General features: G+C 62.6%; 17 protein-coding genes. 5 read left to right on the top strand and 12 right to left on the bottom strand.

The annotated features are described in order from the left end of the window. The 3 genes from hutU to hutC all read right to left on the bottom strand — a co-directional run. On the bottom strand, positions 1-785 hold a 785-nt coding region (hutU, locus tag UCMB321_RS02480; protein WP_040063530.1), incomplete at its 3' end, for a urocanate hydratase. 503 nt (positions 786-1,288) lie between these two features. Further along, a complete protein-coding gene (locus tag UCMB321_RS02475) occupies positions 1,289-1,870 on the bottom strand; it encodes a HutD/Ves family protein (protein WP_040063529.1) in 582 nt (193 codons plus the stop codon). Then, positions 1,867-2,577, bottom strand: a complete 711-nt coding sequence (hutC, locus tag UCMB321_RS02470; RefSeq protein WP_209437120.1) for a histidine utilization transcriptional repressor HutC — start codon at positions 2,575-2,577, stop codon at positions 1,867-1,869. The genes UCMB321_RS02475 and hutC overlap by 4 nt, the downstream gene beginning before the upstream one ends. Before the next feature lie 144 nt (positions 2,578-2,721). On the opposite strand from hutC, the gene UCMB321_RS02465 reads away from it, so the two are divergent. After that, complete coding sequence (locus UCMB321_RS02465) at positions 2,722-4,086, top strand: formimidoylglutamate deiminase (RefSeq protein ID WP_040063527.1); 1,365 nt, start codon at positions 2,722-2,724, stop codon at positions 4,084-4,086. Positions 4,087-4,224: 138 nt separating this feature from the next. On the opposite strand, the gene UCMB321_RS02460 is transcribed toward UCMB321_RS02465, so the two are convergent. Together UCMB321_RS02460 and bamE are read right to left on the bottom strand one after the other, a co-directional pair. Next, positions 4,225-4,782: a lipocalin family protein gene (locus UCMB321_RS02460; protein ID WP_040063526.1), complete on the bottom strand. Its 558-nt coding sequence runs from the start codon at positions 4,780-4,782 to the stop codon at positions 4,225-4,227. Between the two features lie 30 nt (positions 4,783-4,812). After that, positions 4,813-5,067, bottom strand: a complete 255-nt coding sequence (bamE, locus tag UCMB321_RS02455) for an outer membrane protein assembly factor BamE domain-containing protein (RefSeq protein WP_040063524.1) — start codon at positions 5,065-5,067, stop codon at positions 4,813-4,815. Positions 5,068-5,467: 400 nt separating this feature from the next. On the opposite strand from bamE, the gene UCMB321_RS02450 reads away from it, so the two are divergent. After that, a complete protein-coding gene (locus UCMB321_RS02450; protein ID WP_040063523.1) occupies positions 5,468-7,360 on the top strand; it encodes a methyl-accepting chemotaxis protein in 1,893 nt (630 codons plus the stop codon). 159 nt (positions 7,361-7,519) lie between these two features. Here the strand turns inward: UCMB321_RS02450 and UCMB321_RS02445 are convergent, their stop codons facing one another. From UCMB321_RS02445 to UCMB321_RS02425, 5 genes are all read right to left on the bottom strand, one after another. Next, positions 7,520-8,122, bottom strand: a complete 603-nt coding sequence (locus UCMB321_RS02445; protein WP_040063522.1) for a DUF924 family protein — start codon at positions 8,120-8,122, stop codon at positions 7,520-7,522. Positions 8,123-8,125: 3 nt separating this feature from the next. After that, positions 8,126-9,136 carry a class 1 fructose-bisphosphatase gene (locus tag UCMB321_RS02440; RefSeq protein ID WP_040063521.1) on the bottom strand — a complete coding sequence of 337 codons (1,011 nt, stop codon included), beginning with the start codon at positions 9,134-9,136 and terminating at the stop codon, positions 8,126-8,128. A 164-nt stretch (positions 9,137-9,300) separates the two neighbouring features. Continuing rightward, complete coding sequence (locus tag UCMB321_RS02435) at positions 9,301-10,629, bottom strand: DUF3999 domain-containing protein (protein WP_052451056.1); 1,329 nt, start codon at positions 10,627-10,629, stop codon at positions 9,301-9,303. Between the two features lie 32 nt (positions 10,630-10,661). Continuing rightward, positions 10,662-14,303 (bottom strand): DUF2339 domain-containing protein, encoded by a 3,642-nt coding sequence (locus UCMB321_RS02430; protein ID WP_040063519.1) that lies wholly within the window; start codon positions 14,301-14,303, stop codon positions 10,662-10,664. 95 nt (positions 14,304-14,398) lie between these two features. Then, the gene (locus UCMB321_RS02425; protein ID WP_040063518.1) at positions 14,399-16,849 is read right to left on the bottom strand and encodes a glycogen/starch/alpha-glucan phosphorylase; all 2,451 of its coding nucleotides are present in this window, start codon (positions 16,847-16,849) and stop codon (positions 14,399-14,401) included. 265 nt (positions 16,850-17,114) lie between these two features. Between UCMB321_RS02425 and UCMB321_RS02420 the strand changes: the two genes are divergently transcribed. Beyond that, positions 17,115-17,549 (top strand): YkgJ family cysteine cluster protein, encoded by a 435-nt coding sequence (locus UCMB321_RS02420; protein WP_040063517.1) that lies wholly within the window; start codon positions 17,115-17,117, stop codon positions 17,547-17,549. A gap of 146 nt (positions 17,550-17,695) precedes the next feature. On the opposite strand, the gene typA is transcribed toward UCMB321_RS02420, so the two are convergent. Then, positions 17,696-19,516, bottom strand: a complete 1,821-nt coding sequence (typA, locus tag UCMB321_RS02415; protein WP_040063516.1) for a translational GTPase TypA — start codon at positions 19,514-19,516, stop codon at positions 17,696-17,698. A gap of 139 nt (positions 19,517-19,655) precedes the next feature. Continuing rightward, positions 19,656-21,110: a tRNA uracil 4-sulfurtransferase ThiI gene (gene thiI, locus UCMB321_RS02410; protein ID WP_040063515.1), complete on the bottom strand. Its 1,455-nt coding sequence runs from the start codon at positions 21,108-21,110 to the stop codon at positions 19,656-19,658. A 331-nt stretch (positions 21,111-21,441) separates the two neighbouring features. Here thiI and glnA point away from each other — a divergent pair, with 331 nt between their 5' ends. Together glnA and UCMB321_RS02400 are read left to right on the top strand one after the other, a co-directional pair. After that, positions 21,442-22,848 (top strand): type I glutamate--ammonia ligase, encoded by a 1,407-nt coding sequence (gene glnA / locus UCMB321_RS02405; protein WP_040063512.1) that lies wholly within the window; start codon positions 21,442-21,444, stop codon positions 22,846-22,848. A gap of 204 nt (positions 22,849-23,052) precedes the next feature. After that, positions 23,053-23,439, top strand: a complete 387-nt coding sequence (locus UCMB321_RS02400) for a cupin domain-containing protein (protein WP_040063510.1) — start codon at positions 23,053-23,055, stop codon at positions 23,437-23,439. The last annotated feature ends 23 nt before the right edge of the window (positions 23,440-23,462 follow it).

Raw genomic sequence — 23,462 nt, 5'->3', positions numbered from 1 at the left:
CGACGGACCAGTTCCGGCAGGATTTCAGCCGCGTTGCCGAGCAGGGCGACGGAAATGGCCAGGCCTTCCTTGGTGTATTTGGCGATACGCGCCAGGGCGTCGTCGAGGTCCTTGGCTTGCTCATCGACATAACGGCTGTTCAGGCGGAAATCGATGCTGCTCTGCTGGCATTCGATGTTCAGCGAGCAGGCGCCGGCCAGGGTCGCGGCCAGCGGTTGGGCGCCGCCCATGCCGCCGAGGCCCGCGGTCAGGACCCAACGACCTTTCAGGTTGTTGTCATAGTGCTGGCGACCGGCTTCGACGAAGGTTTCGTAGGTGCCCTGGACGATGCCCTGGCTGCCGATGTAGATCCAGCTGCCGGCGGTCATCTGGCCGTACATGGCCAGGCCCTTGGCATCCAGTTCGTTGAAGTGTTCCCAGGTGGCCCAGTGCGGTACCAGGTTGGAGTTGGCGATCAGCACGCGCGGGGCGTTGCTGTGGGTCTTGAACACGCCGACCGGCTTGCCGGATTGCACCAGCAGGGTCTCGTCGTCATTCAGGTTGGTCAGGCTCTCGACGATCTTGTCGTAGCATTCCCAGTTGCGCGCGGCCCGGCCGATACCGCCGTAGACCACCAGCTCCTTGGGGTTCTCGGCCACTTGCGGGTCGAGGTTGTTCATCAGCATCCGCAGCGGCGCTTCGGTCAGCCAGCTCTTGGCGGTCAGCTTGTTGCCACGGGCGGCGCGGATTTCGACGTCACGGCGCTTGGTAAAAGTGGCGGTAGGTTTCTGGGTATTCTCAGTCACGAAACAACTCCTCTGCGATCGTCCAAACCAGCCCAGGCAGTGGGCGAGCGAGCTTGTGCGGGAAAATCCGTCACAAGCGAAAATTAGGGTGGTGCGCAGCTCTCCCTGATGACTCATACGCACACATATTTACTTGTACATACAAGCATATGCAATCAAGCGGCCAACTTGAGAATCGCGTGCTGAAGAATTTTTCAGAATAGCCCGCAAGGGCCTTGGGACGGGGCTTCTGCCGGAAAATTAAACTTGTAGGAGCATGACAGGCTGCAGGTAGGAAAATGTTACCGAAACAAAGATTCGCGCCATGTTGGGGCGTTCGGTAACACAGTGGTGCGGGATGGGAGCAGCTTGGCAAGCTGCATCGAAAAATATCCAGGCATAAAAAACCCGCTCGATTTGTGCTTGGTTGCCGAGGCAACCATAGGCATGGCGGGTGTGTTGCGAGAAAGACTATGTAGAGGACAAAAGGGATGCAATCGGATGATTGCAACCCAATGTGAACGTCAGCGAATCGAGGTCAGCTCGATCACACAGCAACGCCCGGTCACTGCCACCTCCAGCAGCCCGTTGTTACCGTCCAGCTGCAGGCAGTCATGCCGCCCCAGCACTTCATAACCGCTGTTACCCAGGCCGACATGCAATTGCTCGCTGACACTGAAAACCAGCAACACCGCCGCCGAACTGAAGAAACGCTTGGGCTGCATGGCATCAAGCCACTGCAGGCGCGCGCTGTAGCGATCCGGCGCATAGATCAGGTTGAAGTCGCGGATCGGCCCGTCGATCAAGGTGCAGCTCACCTGGCTGGCACCGCTGAAGGCAAACGGATCCAGCGGCAACAAGGCCCGCGTGCGCTGGCCATCGACCTGCAAGGTCATGCCCGCGCCTTGCAGCACGGTAATGATCCGCTCGTACCCGGCAAAGGTGGAAAACCCGCCCGACTCGCCGATATCGGCAATCGACAGGCGCCAGCCGAAACCGTCCAGGCCTTCGCCTGCGTCGCGGGTGATTTCCTCGGTGCTGCCACCGCCGTTTTTCCACGGCATGCGCGGGTAATCCGCCGCGCGCAAGACTTTCAACTGACTCATTTGGTAAAGCGTCCTTCCAGACGATGACGGGAACCGGGGTGAATCAGACGAGCGGCAGTCACCGGCTGACGACCGGACCAGGTCCGGCGACGAATCAGCAGGCACGGCTCGCCCGGCTCGATCTGCAACAACTTGCACTCCTCGGCGTCGGCGAGGATGGCTTCGACCACGTGCTCGCCCTCGGTCAGCGGCGCGACCTGGGACAGATAGGCGTAAGGTGTCTGCAGGGTGAAATCCTGCTTGAGGTAGTCCGGCGCCACCAGCGCGTTGACGAAACGATCCTCGATCTGCACCGGGATATCGTTCTCGAAATGCACGATCAGCGAGTGGAACACCTTCTGCCCTTCGCGCATGTCCAGGGCCACGGCCCGTTCGGAACCGGCGGCCTCTTCGCCCAGGGTGATGATCTGGCAGGTGTGGCGATGGCCGCGCGAGGCGATCTCGTCGGCGATGTTGTGCACTTCGAACAGCGCCGACTGGCTCTTCGGCTCGGCGACGAAAGTGCCGACCCCCTGCATGCGCACCAGCAGGCCTTCGGCGGTCATTTCCCGCAGGGCCCGGTTGATGGTCATGCGGCTGTAGCCCAGTTGTTCCACCAGTTCGCTCTCGGACGGCACGCGGTAATGCGGCGGCCAGTTTCCGCTGTCGATCTGCTGGCTGATCATCTGTTTGACGCGGGCATAGAGCGGCGCCGGACTGTCGCCCATATGGGCAGCCAGCGGTGGGTTGGCAGGCGGAGTCGGCACGGGAAATCCTTGTTCGATTTAAAGATGGTTAGCTTGCCGGAGTTTACCGGGCAGGCAAACGTCTGTATATGTATATACAAATAACACACGATGGGGTGCTTAACCATGTCCGCTTTCTTTGCCGAACGCGCGCTGCTGCCTAGTGGATGGGCCAACAACGTACGCCTGGAGGTCAACGCCGAGGGCGTGCTGACCCAGGTCCAGGCCGATTCCCATGCAGAAGGCGCCGAACGGCTGGGCGGCCCGCTGCTGCCGGGCATGCCGAACCTGCATTCCCACGCCTTCCAGCGCGCCATGGGTGGGCTGGCGGAAGTCGCCGGCAACCCCAACGACAGCTTCTGGACCTGGCGCGACCTGATGTATCGGCTGGTCGGCAAGATCAGCCCGGAGCAGATGGGCATCATCGCCCGCCAGTTGTACATCGAGATGCTCAAGGCCGGCTACACCTCGGTGGCCGAATTCCATTATGTGCACCATGACTGCAACGGCCAGCCTTACGCCGATCCGGCCGAACTGGCCTTGCGCATCAGCCAGGCGGCCACGGACGCCGGCATAGGCCTGACCCTGCTGCCGGTGCTCTACAGCCATTCCGGCTTCGGCGGCCAGGTGCCCAACGAAGGGCAGCGCCGCTTCATCAACAGCACCGAGAATTACCTGAAGTTGCAGGCACGTTTGCAGCCGTTGCTCGCCAAACAGCCGGCACAGGCCCTGGGGTTGTGCTTCCACTCGTTGCGGGCGGTGACACCCCAGCAGATCGACGAAGTGCTGGCCGCCAGCGACAAGCACTGCCCGGTGCATATCCATATCGCCGAGCAACAGAAGGAAGTCGACGACTGCCTGACCTGGAGCGGCAAGCGCCCGCTGCAATGGCTGTACGACAATGTCGAGGTGGACGAGCGCTGGTGCCTGGTGCACGCGACCCACGCCGACGCCGAGGAAGTCACCCGCATGGCGCGCAGCCGGGCGATTGCCGGCCTGTGCCTGACCACCGAGGCCAACCTCGGCGACGGGATTTTCCCGGCGGTGGACTTCCTCGCCCAGGGCGGACGGATGGGCATCGGTTCCGACAGCCATGTCTCCTTGAGCGTGGTGGAAGAACTGCGCTGGCTGGAATATGGCCAGCGCCTGCGGGACCAGCGGCGCAATCGCCTGTATCGCGCCGATCAGCCGATGGTCGGGCGCACGCTGTATGACGCCGCGCTGGACGGCGGCGCCCAGGCCCTGGGGCAATCGATTGGTCGACTGGAAGTGGGCAAGCGCGCCGACTGGCTGGTGCTCGACGGCAGCGACCCGTACCTGGCGACGGCGCAGGACGACGGCATTCTCAACCGCTGGTTGTTCGCCGGCGGCGACCGCCAGGTACGGGATGTGATGGTCAACGGCCAGTGGGCGGTGCGCGGTGGACGCCACGCGGGCGAAGAAGAGAGCGCCCGGGCGTTTACCCAGGTGCTGCGCGATCTGCTGAACTGAGCCCCAAAATCCTATCGACCTGGAACGCGTACCTGTAGGAGCCGGCTTGCCGGCGATGACGACCGAAAGGCCGATGCAGGCCTCAAGGACGCCATCGCCGGCAAGCCGGCTCCCACATTAGGTAGTGGTGTGCCGGATTCAGTTCGGCATCTTCGAATCCGGTGTGCGCCAGATCAGCCGGGAGGTGTCGTAACCCTGCTGGCGCGCCCTGCTCAGCAGGTCCTCACGGGTGTCCTCGGTGACCCGGGGGGTCCGCGACAACAACCACAGGTAGCGACGATTCGGATTGCCGACAATCGCGGTCTTGTAGTCGTCGCTGACGTACAGGATCCAGTAATCGGCCTTGGCCACGCCCGGCAACAGCGAGGTGAACCAGTTATCGAACTTCACCCACAGCTTGTCGGTCTGCCCGGGCACCTGCGGCGTCGCCGTGCCCTTGGCTTCTTCCCAGGTCCACTTCTCGGTCAGGCAACGGTTGAACACCGCCACCTTGTTATCCGCCATCAAGCTGTAGCGGGCTTCCGACTGCGCGCAATTGCGCTGGAAATACATCGGCATTCGTGCCAGTTCGTACCAGGTGCCCTGGTAACGTTTCAGGTCCACATGACCCGCGGTCTTGGGCGCCAAATCGTCGCCTGACGTAGCGCAACCGGCCAGCAACAAGCCAGCCAAAAGAGTAACCACTAAACGCAGCATTGTTCTTCTCCCGAGGGCGATCGCCCCGGTTTACTTCAGGCCTTGCCCGGAAAACATCAGGACTTTGTCACCGGCGTACTGCACGCTGATAAAGCTGTTCTTGTTGCCCCAGGTGCAACTGGACATGCCGAGTGCCCCGGAACAGTCCGAAGGTGAGCCGAGCAGTTTCTCGACATCCGCCTTGGCCATGCCGGTGGACAGTTTCGAGTAGTTTTCCTGATTGACCCTGCTGCATGCGACCAACAGCACGCAAAACGACACAAGGGCGAGAGAGCGCAACGACATGGGGGGAACTCCTGGGGCTCAAAGGTGGCACGGCTGCCTACCGCAAGCTTAGAAGAGAAAATGCCCATCTGGTTCCCGAGCCTACGACCTTTTCTTACGGCCCTTTCCATCGGGGCTGTTCAGGCATTTTTTTCCGCGAAACCGGCATTTCGTCGGCTTTGCCCCTCGAAAATTAATATTCAGTGCAAAGGTGCCGACATAAAGGGGCAATACCCCATTGCCTGCATGGACGGCCGGTCAGTAGCCATTCAAGGCGCGACACCCCGCCATGGCGAGCAATGGAAAAGCAGGACAAGGACTTCCGACACCAACGTTGACCAAGAGAAATTGCCCCATAGGTCGAGACCTGTGGCAAATTGACGCCCCCTGGTGACCAGCCCCCCTGCGGACAGCCCATTTCATGACCAAAAATTTCAAATTCAGCCATAAGATCCTGTTGGCGGCGGCCCTGGTGGTCGCCGTGGCATTCGCCTGCTTCATCCTGTTCAACGACTACCGTCAACGCGAGGCTCTGCGTCACAGCACCGAGGACTCGATGCAGGCCTTGGGCAGCCTGACCACCAGCAATATCCAGACCTGGTTGGAAAGTCGCATTCAACTGCTGCAATCGCTGTCCCAGCAGATCGCCGCGGATGGCAGCTCCGCCGACAGCCTGAAACACGCCATCGGCCTGCCCGCCTACTCCAGCAACTTCCAGCTCAGCTATTTCGGCAGCGCGGAAGGCGTGATGACCTCGGTTCCGGTGGGCAGCCGTCCCGCCGACTACGATCCGCGCACCCGTGGCTGGTACAAGGCCGCCACCGCTGCCCAGCAGACCATCGTCACCGAACCCTACATCGCCGCCTCCTCCGGCAAGCTGGTGATCACCCTGGCCACCCCGGTGCAGCATCAGGGCCAGTTTATCGGCGTGACCGGCGCCGACATCGACCTGGGCAGCATCAGCGCCATCATCAACTCGTTGAACTTCGGCGGTCACGGGCATGCGTTCATCGTCAGCGCCGACGGCAAGATCCTGATCCACCCGGACAGCAAGCTGATCCTGAAAAACCTCTCCGACGCCTATCCGGCCGGCGCACCGAAAATCAGTGCCGGGCTCAAGGAAGTCGACGCGGACGGCAAGCACCAGTTCATTTCCTTCACCCACGTCAACGGCGTGTCCTCGGTGGACTGGTACGTCGCCCTGGTGCTCGACCAGGACACTGCCTTCTCCATGCTCAGCGAGTTTCGCACCTCGGCGATCGTCGCCACGGTGATCGCCGTGATCATCATCATCGCCCTGCTGGGCATGCTGATTCGTGTGCTGATGCAGCCGCTGCACCTGATGGGCCGCGCCATGCATGACATCGCCGAGGGCGAAGGCGACCTGACCAAGCGCCTGACCATCCACGGCCACGATGAGTTCGGCACCCTGGGCATGTCCTTCAACCGTTTCGTCGAGCGTATCCACACTTCGATCCGTGAAGTGGCCTCGGCCACCGGCCAGGTCAACGAAGTGGCCTTGCGGGTGGTCAGCGCCTCCAACTCGTCGATGCTCAACTCCGACCAGCAGGCCAGCCGTACCAGCAGCGTGGCCGCGGCGATCAACCAGCTCGGTGCCGCGGCCCAGGAGATCGCGCAGAACGCCGCCCTCGCCTCGCAGCATTCGAGCGAAGCCCGCAACCTGGCCGAAGACGGTCAGCAGGTGGTGGACAAGACCATCAACGCGATGCAGCAACTGTCGGCCAAGATCAGCGATTCGTGCGGCAATATCGAAACCCTGAACAGCAACACGGTGAACATCGGGCAGATTCTCGAAGTGATCACCGGCATTTCCCAGCAGACCAACCTGCTGGCGCTCAACGCCGCCATCGAGGCCGCCCGTGCCGGTGAGGCCGGGCGCGGGTTTGCGGTGGTCGCCGATGAGGTGCGCAACCTGGCGCACCGCACCCAGGATTCTGCGCAGCAGGTGCAGAAGATGATCGAGGAGTTGCAGGTCGGCGCCCGGGAAGCGGTGGGCATCATGACCGACAGCCAGCGTCAGAGCGAAAACAGCGTGGGCATTGCCAACCAGGCGGGCGAGCGACTGGGCAGCGTGACCCAGCGGATCGGCGAGATCGACGGCATGAACCAGTCGGTGGCGACCGCGACCGAGGAGCAGACGGCGGTGGTGGAGTCGATCAACGTCGACATTACCGAGATCAACATGCTGAACCAGGAAGGCGTGGAAAACCTGCAATCGACCTTGCGCGCCTGTGCGGACCTGGAGCAGCAGGCGGCGCGATTGAAGCATCTGGTGGGGACTTTCCGGATCTAGGATCCCTTGGATTTTGCGGGCCCCTGCTCCTACAGAGCACAGCGAAACCTGTAGGAGCCGGCTTGCCGGCGATGAGGCCGGTGAGCCTTGCATCGCCTGATCTGCCGCCATCGCCAGCAAGCCGGCTCCTACAAAGTCCGCGCCAGCCTCAATACCAGGTTAGAAACCTGAACCGGGCTCGCGCAGGAACGCCACTTCCTCAGCCGTGGATTCACGCCCGAGAAGCGCATTGCGATGGGGAAAGCGCCCGAACCGGGCAATGATCCTGTGATGCCGTTCGGCATAGTCCAGATGATCGGCAAATACCGCCCGATCCACCTCCGGTTGCTCCCGCTGCAACGCCGCATAGCGCGACACCGCCTCGTTCTGCACCGCCAGGTTCTCGCAGTGCTCGAGCACCAGGTAGATGAACACCCGCTGCATCGCCGACAACCGCCGATCGAAGTCCGCGGCTATCCCCTGCGCCACCAGCGCCTGGGCGCGGGCATCACCGGAAAAAGCCTTGGGGGTGCCACGGAAGATCATCCGCGGCAGTTGATCGAGCAGGATCACCACGGCCAGCCAGCCTTCGGGACATTGCGTCCACTCGACCAATCCGCCGGCCAGTGCCTGCTCGACCTGAACCCCGAAACGCTGGCGCGCTTCAAGGTCCTGGCTGTCGCGCTTGCCGAACCACAACCGGCCCTTGTCAGCCACCATCGCGGCGGGCGTCTCGGCTGAACCGAACCACCACGCGAGCAAGGGCTGCCAGGGCGCGGACATGGGTCAGCCCTTGTGGTAGTCGGTGACCCGCGCCACTTCTTCCTTGGAGCCGAGGAACACCGCGACACGCTGGTGCAGGCCTTCAGGCTGGATGTCGAGGATACGCTGGTGGCCGTCGGTGGACGCACCGCCCGCCTGTTCCACCAGGAACGACATCGGGTTGGCTTCGTACATCAGGCGCAGCTTGCCCGGCTTGGACGGCTCGCGGCTGTCACGCGGGTACATGAACAAGCCGCCACGGGTCAGGATACGGTGCACGTCCGCCACCATCGCGGCGACCCAGCGCATGTTGTAGTTCTTTTTCAGCGGGCCTTCTTCGCCGGCCAGCAGTTCGCTGACGTAGCGTTGTACCGGAGCTTCCCAGTGACGCTGATTGGACATGTTGATCGCGAATTCCTGAGTGGAGGTCGGGATCTTGATGTCTTCATGGGTCAGCACGAAACTGCCCATTTCACGGTCAAGGGTAAAGCCTTTCACGCCATCGCCCAGGGTCAGCACCAGCATGGTCTGCGGGCCGTAGATGGCATAACCGGCGGCTACCTGTTGGGTACCTGGCTGCAGGAAGGCCTTTTCATTCAAGGCTTCGTTCTGGCTCAGGTATTCGTTCGGGCAACGCAGCACCGAGAAGATGGTACCGACCGGTGCGTTGATATCGATGTTCGACGAACCGTCCAGCGGGTCGAATACCAGCAGGTAGGCGCCTTTCGGGTATTTGCCGGGGATCTGGTAGGCATTGTCCATTTCTTCGGACGCCATGCCGGCCAGGTGACCGCCCCACTCGTTGGCTTCGAGCAGGATCTCGTTGGACAGCACGTCGAGTTTCTTCTGCACTTCGCCCTGTACGTTCTCGGTGCCCATGCTGCCCAGAACCCCGCCCAGCGCGCCCTTGGAGACGGCATGGCTGATTTCCTTGCACGCACGCGCGACCACTTCGATCAGGAAACGCAGATCGGCAGGCGTGTTGTTGCTGCGGGTCTGCTCAATCAAATAGCGACTCAGGGTAACGCGGGACATGGATGGCTCCGGAAATGGGGGGGCTGAAAACCCGCGCAGTTTAACGCGAGTCGACAGGTATTGCCTCCTATCAGACCGAGTTCTGACATGGAGAGTTCAGGGACTAGGTTGAGCCTAGTTCAAAAAAACGCCGGAAATGGCCTGCCCCGGTCCTTGCCAGGCGCCTACACCTGCGGCTTGCGCAACAAGCTGAACGCCATCCCGGCCAAGGCCGCCACCCCCAGCAGCAGGACCGCCCACAGGCCGACCTTCTTCCAGTCGGGACCCGGCGTCACCGCCACCACCGGCGGCTGCAGCGTCGCCACCGCGCCACCGCTGGCCGTGGCCTTGCCCAACCCCGCCAAGCGCTGCGGGCTGTAATCGGGGATCAGGGTCGACAACGACAGGTTGGCCGCCTTGACCGTCGGGTTGCCCAGCGCCAGGGAAAACGGCGGTTCGCCACGGGCGAGGAACACCAACTGCGTGCTGCGCACCGCGAAACGCAAGGTCGGCGCCTGCGCCCCCAGGCCACCGCCGCGCTGGTCGACCACCAGCTTCAATTGCGCGACGGCATGGCCGGGCAACTGCAACTGGTCCCGGACCACGTCCTGGCCGTTCTGGGTCAGGCGATAGAGCAAACCGCTGCCCAGCGTCTGCCAGGGCGCATTGCCGTCCTGGCGCCCGTACAGGGTCACCGGCGCCAGGCTGTTGGCCTGCGCCAGCTCGACCCGTACCTGTTCAAGGGGCAGGCCGAGCGGCAACTGCCAGGTGTATTCGCCGGGCTTGGCACTGCTGCCGGCCAGCGGCTGCGACCATGCCAGCGGCAAGGGCAGGCTGCTGGTGGTGGAGCTGGCCAACCGCGCGGAACTGAGCGCCGGCGCCGCCTGCGGCGACTGCCACAACAGGCGCAGGTAGCGCGCCGACTGCCCCGGCAAGGCGACTTCATGTTGCTCCACCCGTTCGTCGGCAAAGGACAGGCGCGCCACCTGCCCGTCGCCCCAGTCTTGCCAGTGCTGCAAGTCGTCACTGGCCTCGATGCTGAAACGCTGGAAGCCATCGCGCTCGCTGCTCCAGTCCAAAACAAGCTGCTGCAACGGCGCCTTGATCGCGCTGGCATCCAGCAGCCAGCCGCGCAGGACTTCTTCACCGGCTTCCTGCTGACCCGTGGGACTGACCTCGACCAGGGTGCCGTTGGCCGACGACTTGACCCGCACGCTCGGCGTGGCCTGGGGTGCATCCGCCGAGTTGTACAGCGGGAACCACTTCACATCCGTCAGGCTGTGGCTCTGCGTCGCCTGCGCCTGTTCCCGCGCCAGGGCATAGGCCTGGGGCTCGCCGGCGGCATTGAACACCCGCACATCGCTCAGGTCGGACTGGCGTGCACTCAACTGCAGGCTCAGCGGCAACTCCAGGCGATACCAGGGGCCCTCGCCACTCAGGCTCAGGGGCACCTGGGTGCTGTAGTCCGTCGGTTTTTCCTGGGCCAGCGCCGACAGCGCCACGCACAGCCCCATGATGCCCAACCAGCACGGGCGCGATTTGCCAATCAAGACGACACTCCTTCAGTTTCCGCTTGCCCGGGCTTCGGCTCCGGACGTTTTGGCGGCAGCGGCGCAAAGTAGCCGACCACCAGCAACAGCACACCCACGCCGATGAACGAGACGATCCGCGCCAGTCCGCCACGGTTGCTCAACTCGACGAAGAACAGCTTGGCGACCACCACGGCGATCAGCGCCGCGCCCACCAGCCAGACCTCGCGCCGATGACGCAGATGCCCGCCGATCATCAGGCCCAGGGCAATCAGGGTCCAGGCAATCGACAGGCCGGCCTGCACCAGCATCGACGCCAGCAAGTCATCCAGGTTGAACGGCACGCCGCCCCAATGGTGCGCGGCGCGCATCACCAGCGCGGTCACGAAGGCGAACAACGAGAGCCCGGCCACGGCCTGGGTGACCAGCTGCGCGTAGTCGCGGCGAAGCGCCCACTGCGCCACGGCGCTCTGCGACCAGAGGTAGATCCCCAGCAGGGCGAACATCAGGCCCAGCTCCAACGGGTTGAGCAGCGGCACATACGGCAGCGGCTCGGCCTGGCCGTCGCTGAAAGTGTTCGCCAGCCAGAACCAGGCCAGCATCAGCACGGCCAGGGGCAAGGCGGCGTACAGGCGATATTCGCGTGGGAACGCCGCCACCGGCCATGGCCATTGGCGCGGTGCGGCCATCAGCACCAGATAGAGGCTCGGCAGGATCGCCCAGCCCAGCCAGCGCCAGGCGTTGTAATGCTCGGACAGGCTCATCAGGCCAAAACGCAGCTCCAGCGCCAGCACGCCGAGGATCAGCCAGCAACCCAGCACATGGGCATAGCTCATGGCCCGGGCGGGCAGGATCGGCGCCAGGCGGCGCAAGGACAGCAGATGCACGACGAACACCGCCGCCCAGGCCAGCCAGCCGTAATCGGCCGCCGGGTGATAAGCCGGGTACCAGGCGCCATAGAGCACCACCACCGCCACCGGCGTCAGCAAGGTGCAGAGCCGGCCCAGCGTCGGCCAGTTCAGCCGCGCCGCCAGCGGCGTCCAGAGCACCACGCTGAGCACCGCCAGCCCCAGCAACGCCTGGGCCTGGAGATGCGCCGGGACAAAACGCAGCACTTCGCTGACCCAGGCCAGCGCCCACCACAACGCGCCCCAGATCAGCAGGACAGTGGACAGCCCCACCAGGCTCAGGGCCTCGAATGCCGCGGCCGGGGTTCCACGCTGCAAGCGCCAGGCGCCGATCATCGCCGCCAGGCTCAGCACCATCGGTGTCCAGAAGCCGCTGTGGGCCAACGGCCGCAAGCCCTCGGCGGACAGCGCGCGGAACAGCTCCGGCTCGGCCAGCAGGAAGGCCGTGCCACCGATCACCTGCAACAGCAGGCCGAAGACGAAACTCACCCGTTGCTGCAGGTACAGGCTCAGCCAGATGATCAACAAGCCGCTGGCCGCCCAGACCCCGCTGGCGGTTTCCCAGGGCAGGACGAACAGCACCGCGAGATTGATCAGCACCAGCCCCGCCAGCAACACCACCGACAGGCTGCGCAGCAGGCGCACATCGTTGCGCACCATCTCGTCGCGGGCCGCCAGCAGCATCCCGGCGATCAGTGACAGGCCGATCAGCGACGCACTCATCAGGCCGTTCCAGCCGGCATTGAACACCGCCGTCGAGCCGCCCTGGGCGCCATGCAGCCGCAGCAGGAACAGGGCGCCACCGAGCAGTTGCACGGCAAAGGCACTGAACAGGAAACTGCGCGATTGCAGGCGCAGGCCGACAAACAGGGTCGCCAGCCCGGCCAGCGCCCAACTGATGGAAGTACCCTGGGTGGAGAAGAACAGCGGTGCCAGCAGGTAGAGGAAGGTCAGGCCGCCACAGGCCAGCAGCGGTGCCAGGTGGCGCTCCCAGGGGGAGAGCTGCTCAGGCACGGCCTTGCGCAATTGCTGGAAGCTGAACAACAAGGATCCGCCCAGCAGCAAGGCACCCAGCGGTGCGCCGTCCAACAGGTTGACTTCCCCGACTTGCAGCTTGCCGAGAAACGCCAGCGCCGCGCCGACCTGCAACAACAGCGCAAACACCCGGGCGAACGGCCGTTGCTGGCGCACGCCAAGCCAGAAGATCCCTGCGCCTTCCACCGCCCAGGCCGCCGAAGTCCAGCGGGCATCCAGGCCCAGCGGGATCGCCAGGCTGGCGAAGATCACCCCCAGGGCCAGGCAGGTTTCCCCCAGCAGCAAGGCGCGACCGCCGGCCAGGATCCGCGCCAGCCCCATGTAGATGATGCCCAGGGCCAAGGCGCTGAAGGCCGCCGCGAACTCCAGGTGCCGGACCACGGCGAATTGCAGACCGAAACCCACCAGTGGCGGTCCGAACAGCATGACGCCGTCGACATAGTCGCCCTGGCGCGCCGACCAGCGCAGCAGCGCATCACGACTGTCGTCCTCGGGCCCGGCGGCCAGCTCGCGCAATTTACGTCGGGCGAACAGCAGGCCGATCGCCAGGTACATCAGGAAGAACAGCACCAGGAAAGGTTCGGTGCTCCACAGCAACTCCGGTTTATACGAACGCAGGCCCCAGGCGAAACCGATGCCGAAGGTGCCGACAAAACCGATCAGGTTGAGCAGACGCCAGGCCTTGAACCAGGCAATGGCCAGGATGCCGGCGTTCAGCATGGCGAAGTAGCTGAACAACGCCACGTGGTTGCCACTGCCGGTGGAGGTCAGGATCGGCGCGGCGAAACCGCCCAGCGCCGCGGCGGCGGCCAGGCCAAGGGCGTCCTGGGTGACCGCGAGGATCGCCGAGAACACGGTGACCGCCACCAGCAGACCCAGGGCTGCCGAAGGGTCGAGCAGCGGATGCAGGCGCATGGCGGCGAAGACCGTCAGGTACAGCACCGCGATCCCGGTGCCTTGCAGCATCAACGCATAGTTGCTGTTGCGCAGGCGCAGCCACCAACCGAGCCCGAGCAGGCCCAGGGCGCAAGCAGCGACCCCAGCGTAGCGCGCCTCGATGGGCACCACCATGCCTTCGGTGGCATAGCGCAGCAGGAAAGCCAGGCCGAGGAACAACAGGAGCACGCCGACGCGCAACACCGTGTTGCCGCCGAACAGCCAGTCGCGGGCACCGGCCAGGGCACGTTCGATCAGGTTGGGTTCGCGAGGAACGCGAGGTGCTTGTGGCTCGCGGGATTGGGCGATGACCGGTTCCGGCGCCCAGGCATCGACCTCGGCGTGGACGCTTTCGACCTGCGGCGTTTCGCGCGCGGGCGCCTGGAGTTCGGTCGGCAGCTCCCAGACCAGTTCGGGAGCGACGCCCAGGACTTCCGGGATCGGCTCGGGGGCTTGTTCCGCGGGCGCCTGTTCGGCGACGCTTGGCGACGCTGGCGCGGCAACCTCCGGCGCCACGTCGGCGAGCGTCGGGGCCACAGGCTGTTCAGGTGTTCGGGTGACGGCGACTTCGAGCTGATGCAGCCGCTGCTCGACGCTCGCCAGGGCTTTTCGCGCCTGCTCCAGTTGAACCACCTGCTCGGCGGTCTGCCGACCCAGGCTCATCAGGCGAAAGGTCTGGCCGATGCCCAGGCCCAGCAGGGCACCGATCAAGGCATCGGTGAACACCGAGTCCACCAGCCAGCCCAATGCCAGGCCCACCAGCATCAGAATCCATTGCATGCGCGATATCCCTATGCGGCGTCCGAAAGATGCCGCGTAGTATATCGATCCGGCCCCCGGAAAGTGGGGCCGGACGCACAACTTGCCGCAAAAAGTTACTCCAATGCCTTCCAGATTTCAGTGGCGTACTCACGAATCGTCCGGTCCGAGGAAAACCAGCCCATCCGCGCACTGTTGAGTACGGCAGAACGCCACCATTCCTTGGAGTCGTTCCAATGGGCTTCGACCCGGGCCTGGGCGCTCCAGTAGGAATCGAAATCGGCGCAGACCAGGAAGCGGTCATAGTCGATCAGCGAATCCACCAGCCCGACGTAGCGCGCCGGATCGTCCGGTGAAAACACCCCGCCGCGAATGGCCTGCAGCACATCGTTGAGCCGATGGGAGGCGGCCACATCCGCCGCCGCGCTGAACTCGCCGTTGCGCCTGCGCGACTCCACCTGCCGGGCGCCGAGGCCGAAGATGAACATATGTTCCTCGCCCACCCGCTCGCACATCTCGACGTTGGCCCCGTCCAGGGTGCCGATGGTCAGCGCGCCGTTGAGACCGAACTTCATGTTGCTGGTGCCCGAGGCCTCGAAACCCGCGGTGGAAATCTGCTCCGACAGGTCCGCCGCCGGGATGATGCTTTCCGCCAGGCTGACGTTGTAGTTGGGCAGGAACACCACCTTGAGCAGGCCCCGTACGGTAGGGTCGTGGTTCACCGTGCGGGCGATATCGTTGGCCAGCTTGATGATCAGCTTGGCCTGGTGATAGCTGGCCGCCGCCTTGCCGGCGAAGATCTTCACCCGCGGCACCCAGTCGGTTTCCGGCTCGGCACGGATCGCCTGGTACAGGGCCACGGTATGCAGCAGGTTGAGCAACTGGCGCTTGTACTCGTGGATCCGCTTGACCTGCACATCGAACATCGCCGCCGGGTTGATGGCGATCCCCAGCCGCTCATGGATCAAGGCCGCCAGGGCCCGCTTGCTGTGCAGGCGCTGTTCGGCGAACTGTTTGCGAAAACCGGCCTTCTCGGCAAAGGGCTCCAGGCCCTGCAACAGTTGCTCGGGGTTATCGAGCAGCTCCGGCCCCAGCGCATCGACCATCATCGCCGTGAGTTTCGGGTTGGCCTGGTACAGCCAGCGGCGGAAGGTGATGCCGTTGGTCTTGTTGTTGATCCGCTCCGGATAGAGCTTGTGCAGTTCGGAAAACACCGTGCTGCGCATCAGCTGGGTGTGCAGGCCGGAAACGCCGTTGACGCTGTGGGAGCCGAGGAACGCCAGGTTGCCCATGCGCACCCGCCGGCCGTTGTCCTCCTCGATCAGCGACACCGCGCGCAGCACGTCGAAATCGTGAATGCCCTTGGCCCGCAGCGAATCGATGTGCTGGGCGTTGATCAGGTAGATGATCTGCATATGCCGCGGCAGCATGCGTTCCATCAGGCCCACCGGCCAGGTTTCCAGGGCTTCGGGCAGCAGCGTGTGGTTGGTGTAGGAGAGGGTTTCCACGGTGATCTGCCAGGCCGCATCCCAAGCGATATCGTGCAGGTCGACCAGTTGGCGCATCAACTCGGCCACGGCAATCGAGGGGTGGGTGTCGTTGAGCTGGATCGCCGCGTGCTCGCCAAGGCTGAGCACCGAGTCGTGCATGTTCTTGTGCCGGCGCAGCAGGTCCTGCAACGAGGCGGAGACAAAGAAGTACTCCTGGCGCAACCGCAGCTCCTGGCCGGCTTCGGTACTGTCGGCCGGGTACAGGACCCGGGAAATGCTCTCGGCCCGCGCCACCTCGGCCACCGCGCCGAGGTGGTCGCCGGCATTGAAGCGCTCCAGGTGCAGATCCTCCATCGCCCGCGCCCGCCACAGGCGCAGGGTGTTCACACTGGCCCCGCGCCACCCCACCACCGGCGTGTCATAGGCCACCGCCCGCACGGTTTCCGACGGCGTCCAGACCTGGCGGCTCGCGCCATTGGCATCGGTGACGGTCTGCACCTGGCCGCCGAAACCGACGGGATAGATCACTTCGGCGCGCTCGAACTCCCAGGGGTTGCCGAAGTCCAGCCAGTTCTCGGTCTGCTCCTGCTGCCAGCCATCGACGACGGCCTGGCGGAACAAGCCGTGCTCGTAGCGAATGCCATAGCCGTGACCGGCGATCCCGAGGGTCGACATGCTTTCCATGAAGCAGGCCGCCAGGCGCCCCAGGCCACCGTTGCCCAGGGCCGCATCGGGCTCCAGCAGACGGATGCGTTCCAGGTCCACGCCCAGCTCCACCAACGCCTCCCGGGCCACCTCCAGCAGGCCGAGGTTGCTCAGGCTGTCGTACAGCAGCCGGCCGATGAGGAACTCCAGGGACAGGTAATACACCCGCTTCTGGCCCTTGCGATAAATCTGCCGCGTGTGGTCCATCCAGTGTTCGACCATATGGTCGCGGGCGGCCAAGGCGATAGCCTCGAACCAGTCATGATCAAACGCGTGGTCCGGGTCCTTGCCCACCGCGTATGTAAGTTTGGCGAGGACCGCCTCACGAAAGGCAGCGACCTCGGCTTCACGGACTAGCGGTTCCTGAGACATCGATACAACCTCTAGCGAGATGGAGGATTGGAAAGACGGGCCTTCTGAGCCTAGACGGTTCGACCCAAGGCAGCCGTGCGGGTTCGGCGTTTTTTGCAGATGGCCGCGGGAAAAACCGCCGAGCCAGTATTGCCCCAAAAGAATGCAGTCATGTGGAAATCTCCCTGCAAAGGCGCGCTTGTATAAAAAACCGTCAAAAGGTTGTTCACAAATCCACCAGCCCCGGTATCATCGCGCGCCCTGATACACCCTGGACAACGCCCCGATGAAACCCACCCTGATCGCCGCCGCGGAACTCGACCGCCTCGAAACCTGGCAGAAATACTCCAGTCACATGTGCGGCGGCTGCATGTCCAGTTGCTGCACCTTGCCGGTGGAAGTGAAGATCAAGGACCTGATCCGCATCGGCATCGTCGACGAGTTCGAGCGTGGCGACCCGCCGAAGAACATCGCCAAGCGCCTGCAGAAGGAAGGGATCGTCGAGCGTTACAACCAGAAGTCCGAGATCTTCACCTTGCAGCGCATGAGCAACAACGATTGCCTGTACCTGGATCGCAAGTCGCGGTTGTGCACCATCTACGACAAACGCCCGGACACCTGCCGAAACCATCCAAAAATCGGGCCACGCCCGGGCTATTGCGCCTACAAGCCGAAGGCCCCGGAACGCCAGGCACCGGACAAGACGCTGTACAACTTCTGACCAGAACCTGTGGCGAGTGGGCTTGGCTTCAAACCGCCTTTACTGAATAGCACTCGCCACCTCGGCAACATCAGATAAACCGCACAAACAAAAACGCCCCCGACCTTGCGGTCGGGGGCGTTTTTTATTCAGCCGGGGCTAAACGATCAAGCCTTGGCTTTCTTGGCAGCGCGGGTACGCTCGCTTTCGTCCAGGATCTTCTTGCGAAGGCGGATGGACTTAGGCGTGACTTCGCACAGCTCGTCGTCCTGGATGAATTCCAGGGCCTGTTCCAGGGTGAAGCGAACAGGTGGAACCAGGGCGATGGTTTCGTCTTTACCCGAAGCACGCATGTTGTCGAGCTTCTTGCCCTTGGTAGGGTTCACGCCCAGGTCGTTGTCACGGCTGTTCAGACCCACGATCTGACCGTTGTAGATTTCCTGGCCGTGCTCGACGAACAGCTTGCCGCGCGCCTGCAGGGTTTCCAGGGAGTAGGTCAGTGCCTTGCCGGTTTCAACCGAAACCAGAACGCCGTTCTGACGGCCGGACATGTCGCCGGACTTCATCACGTCGTAACGGTCGAAGATCGAAGTCAGGATGCCAGCACCGTTGGTCAGGGTCAGGAACTGGTTACGGAAACCGATCAGACCACGAGCAGGGATGTTGTATTCCAGACGTACACGGCCCTTGCCATCCGGCACCATGTTGGTCAGATCGCCTTTACGCAGCCCCATCTCTTCCATCACCTTGCCCTGGGATTCTTCCGGCAGGTCGATGGTGACGTTTTCGTACGGTTCGTGCTTCACGCCGTCAACCAGACGGATGATCACTTCCGGACGGCCTACAGCCATTTCGAAGCCTTCGCGACGCATGGTTTCGATCAGTACCGAGAGGTGCAGCTCACCACGGCCGGAAACCTTGAACTTGTCAGCCGAGTCGCCTTCTTCAACGCGCAGTGCAACGTTGTACAGCAGCTCTTTGTCCAGACGCTCCTTGATGTTACGGGAGGTCACGAACTTGCCTTCTTTACCGCAGAAAGGCGAGTCGTTTACCTGGAAGGTCATGGAAACGGTTGGCTCGTCAACGGTCAGAGGCTTCATCGCCTCCGGGGTGTCCAGTTGGCACAGGGTGTCGGAAATGAACAGCTCGTCCATACCGCTGATGCACACGATGTCGCCTGCAGCCGCTTCTTCAACGTCCACGCGGTGCAGACCGTGGTGACCCATCAGCTTCAGGATACGACCGTTGCGCTTCTTGCCGTCGGCGCTGATAGCAACAACCGGGGTGTTCGGCTTGACGCGACCACGGGCAATACGGCCAACGCCGATAACACCCAGGAAGCTGTTGTAGTCCAGCGCGGAGATCTGCATCTGGAACGGACCGTCACGGTCAACAGCCGGCGCCGGTACGTTGTCGACGATCGACTGGTACAGCGGGGTCATGTCGTCAGCCATTTCGTTGTGGTCCAGACCGGCGATACCGTTCAGGGCCGAGGCGTAGACGACTTTGAAGTCCAGCTGTTCTTCGGTGGCACCCAGGTTGTCGAACAGGTCGAAGATCTGGTCCAGAACCCAGTCCGGACGCGCGCCTGGACGGTCAACCTTGTTGATGCACACGATTGGACGCAGGCCGGCTTCGAACGCCTTCTTGGTCACGAAACGGGTTTGCGGCATAGGGCCGTCCTGGGCGTCAACCAGCAGCAGCACGGAGTCGACCATCGACATCACGCGCTCTACTTCACCACCGAAGTCGGCGTGGCCCGGGGTGTCCACGATGTTGATGTGGTAGCCGTTCCAGTTGATGGCGGTGTTTTTCGCCAGGATGGTAATACCGCGCTCTTTTTCCTGGTCGTTGGAGTCCATCACGCGCTCGTCGTTGAGCTCGTTGCGCTCCAGGGTGCCGGATTGACGCAGGAGTTTGTCTACCAGGGTGGTCTTACCATGGTCAACGTGGGCAATGATGGCGATGTTGCGTAGATTTTCGATCACTTGTGTATCTCGATCAGAGGATTCGGTGTGCTGACAAGTCTTGGCAGCGATTTACAGTAGAGTCAGGCTTTGCCGTTACAGCTTGACGGCGGCGTCGGGGGGCCGGTGACGCAAGCCACAGGCAAACAGCCCCGGGCACTTAGCTCGGTCGATAAACGCGCACATTGGCATGCCCCTCACTGAGCAAATGGTGGGCATGCAGGCGACTCATCACGCCTTTGTCGCAATACAACAGGTACTGGCGAGTAGGGTCCAGTTCCTTGAAACGAGCGTTCAGTGCATAAAACGGCATCGCTTGTACCTCGATGCCAGCGATCTCCAGCGGGTCGTCTTCCTGAGCATCCGGGTGACGGATGTCGATCACGATATGACCGGCCAGCGCCACGCTGACTTCTTCGATCTGCAAATCCTGGCCCAGTTCGTCGATGACCCGATCGATCGGCACCAGTTTGGCCCGCTCGAGCGCCCGCTCGAGAATCGCCATGTCGAACTGCTGTTCTTCGTACTCCACGCGATTGCGCTTGGCGTGGGTCTTGGGGTTCACCGAAATGACCCCGCAATATTCCGGCATATGCTTGGCGAAGTCGGCCGTGCCGATCTCGTTCGCCAGGTTGATGATGTCCTGCTTGTGGCTGGCGATCAGCGGACGGATCACCAGCTTCTCGGTCACGCAGTCGATCACCGACAGGTTAGGCAGCGTCTGGCTGGACACCTGGGAGATCGCCTCGCCGGTGACCAACGCATCGATGTGCAGTCGATCGGCCATGATCGAGGCCGCGCGCAACATCATACGCTTCAATACTACGCCCATATGACTGTTATCGACTTTGCCGAGAATTTCCCCCAGCACTTCCTCGAACGGCACGCTGACGAACAGCACCCGCTGGGAGCTGCCGTACTTCTTCCACAGGTAGTGGGCGACTTCCATCACCCCCAGCTCGTGGGCGCGGCCACCGAGGTTGAAGAAACAGAAGTGGGTCATCAGGCCGCGGCGCATCATCTGATAGGCGGCCACGGTGGAATCGAAACCGCCGGACATCAGCACCAGCGTCTGCTCGATGGAACCCAGCGGGTAACCGCCCAGGCCATTGTGCTGGCTGTGGATGACAAACAACCGTTGGTCGCGAATTTCCATCCGCACTTCGATTTCCGGCGCCTTGAGGGAAATCCCGGCGGCATCGCACTGTCGGCGCAACTGGCTGCCGACGTATTTCTCCACCTCCATCGAGGTGAAGCTGTGCTTGCCGGCCCGCTTGCAGCGCACCGAAAAGATCTTCCCGGGCAGGGCAGCGCCGAAGTGCTGCTTGCACTTGGCGGTGATGTCGTCGAAATCACCCAGCGGGTATTCATCGACCTGCAGGAAATGCGCGATGCCCGGCATGCAGCACAGGCGCTCGGTCAGCTCCTGCAAGGCCTTGGGCTCGCTCAGCGCGGTTTCCAGCTCGAGGTTGTCCCACACGCCGTTCACCACCACGTCCGGGTCCAGGTCGCGGAGCACGGTACGGATGTTCTTGGCCAGCTGGCGGATGAATTTCGTCCGGACAGGGCGGCTTTTAATGGTGATTTCGGGGAAGACTTTTACGATAAGTTTCATGAAAACAGCGCGCGAAGGGCCGGCCGAAAAAGGGGGGCGCGGATTATAGCGGAAATTGCTCAAGGTTTAACCAGTTATTGTGCAGATGGTTTCGAGCGCACCAAAACAGGTCATTCGCAATTATTCAGGAACCATATTGGTGCGGCAAATGCCCGAAAATTCTCCTATGCTCGCTGCAACGCTTGAGATTGGGGCAAAAAACCCATCACGGGGCACTGGCATGCAATTTGCTCTCTTGTGAGGCAGGTTGCCTTGGCCGATATTCGCGCCGGCATCACCACTCTTTCAGGGCTAACTCCACTACCCAGCCCGAAGCCACCCGGAGGACACCATGTCGAAGTCGGTTCAACTCATCAAAGATCATGACGTTAAGTGGATTGATCTGCGCTTCACTGACACCAAAGGCACTCAGCACCACGTGACCATGCCGGCCCGTGATGCACTGGATGAAGATTTCTTCGAAATCGGCAAGATGTTCGACGGCTCCTCCATCTCCGGCTGGAAAGGCATCGAAGCCTCCGACATGATCCTGATGCCGGACGACAGCACTGCCGTACTCGACCCGTTCACCGAAGAGCCGACCCTGATCCTGGTCTGCGACGTGATCGAGCCTTCGACCATGCAGGGCTACGACCGCGACCCACGTGCAATCGCCCGTCGCGCCGAGGAATACCTGAAGTCCACCGGTATCGGCGACACCGCTTTCTTCGGTCCGGAGCCTGAGTTCTTCATCTTCGACTCGGTCAAGTTCAAGTCCGACATCTCCGGCTCCATGTTCAAGATCTTCTCCGAACAAGGTTCGTGGATGTCCGACCAGGACGTGGAAGGCGGTAACAAAGGCCACCGTCCAGGTATCAAAGGTGGTTACTTCCCGGTTCCACCGTTCGACCACGACCACGAAATCCGTACCTCCATGTGCAACGCGCTGGAAGAGATGGGCCAGACCGTCGAAGTTCACCACCACGAAGTGGCGACTGCCGGCCAGAACGAAATCGGCGTGAAGTTCAACACCCTGGTCAACAAGGCTGACGAAGTCCAGACCCTGAAGTACTGCGTACACAACGTGGCGGATGCCTACGGCCGTACCGCGACCTTCATGCCAAAACCGCTGTACGGCGATAACGGCTCGGGTATGCACGTGCACATGTCCATCTCCAAGGAAGGCAAAAACACCTTCGCTGGCGAAGGCTATGCCGGTCTGTCCGACACCGCCCTGTACTTCATCGGCGGCATCATCAAGCACGGTAAGGCCCTGAACGGCTTCACCAACCCGTCGACCAACTCCTACAAGCGTCTGGTCCCAGGTTTCGAAGCACCGGTGATGCTGGCCTACTCGGCTCGCAACCGTTCCGCCTCGATCCGTATTCCTTACGTCAACAGCCCCAAGGCCCGTCGTATCGAAGCACGCTTCCCGGATCCGGCTGCCAACCCTTACCTGGCCTTCGCCGCACTGATGATGGCCGGTCTGGACGGTATCCAGAACAAGATCCACCCTGGCGATGCCGCTGACAAAAACCTGTATGACCTGCCGCCTGAAGAGGCCAAAGAGATCCCACAAGTTTGCGGCAGCCTGAAGGAAGCCCTGGAAGAGCTGGACAAAGGTCGTGCGTTCCTGACCAAAGGCGGCGTTTTCAGCGACGACTTCATCGATGCCTACATCGAGCTGAAAAGCGAAGAAGAAATCAAGGTACGTACCTTCGTACACCCACTGGAATACGAGCTGTACTACAGCTGCTGATCCAGTCGCGCCCGCGCAAGCGGCGTAACGAAAGGCCACCTTCGGGTGGCCTTTTTCATGGGTAAAAAACGAGATTTCTTGAAACGTTTCAAGACTGGCAGGTCGACGCCGCGGGGCGTTAACTAGGGTTCCCGACCTCGCGCCGGGAACCACAGGCACCGCGCATGACGCGCGGTACAAGGACGTTAACCTGGAAACCCGCCCATGACCTCGATCTCGACACCCGAGCCACAAACCCCACTCCAGCCCCGCGCCCAGGTATTGCTGCGCAGTACCCGCTCCTGGGACGGCACGCCCTACGAACGCTATCCGGCGGGCCCGCCCGAACTGACCTTGCTGCAGGTCAATATTCCGCCCGACACCGAACTGGGCTGGCACATCCACCCGACGCCCAGCGCCGCCTACATCCTGTCGGGTGAAGTGCGGGTCGAGACCCGGGAAGGCGGCCGGAACACGCTCTTGAAACAGGGCGACACAATAGCCGCACTGGTCAACATCCAGCACCGTGCCAAGACCGGCGAGGTTCCGGTGGAGCTGCTGGTGTTCTATGCCGGCATCGAGGGAGAACCGCTCTCCGTGTCGGACCTCTGACCCCTGTAGGAGCCGGCTTGCCG

The organism is Pseudomonas batumici, assembly GCF_000820515.1.
GTDB classification, from domain to species: domain Bacteria; phylum Pseudomonadota; class Gammaproteobacteria; order Pseudomonadales; family Pseudomonadaceae; genus Aquipseudomonas; species Aquipseudomonas batumici.
Note: the sequence above shows the minus strand (reverse complement) of the source record. Positions and strands in the feature narration are given on the sequence as shown.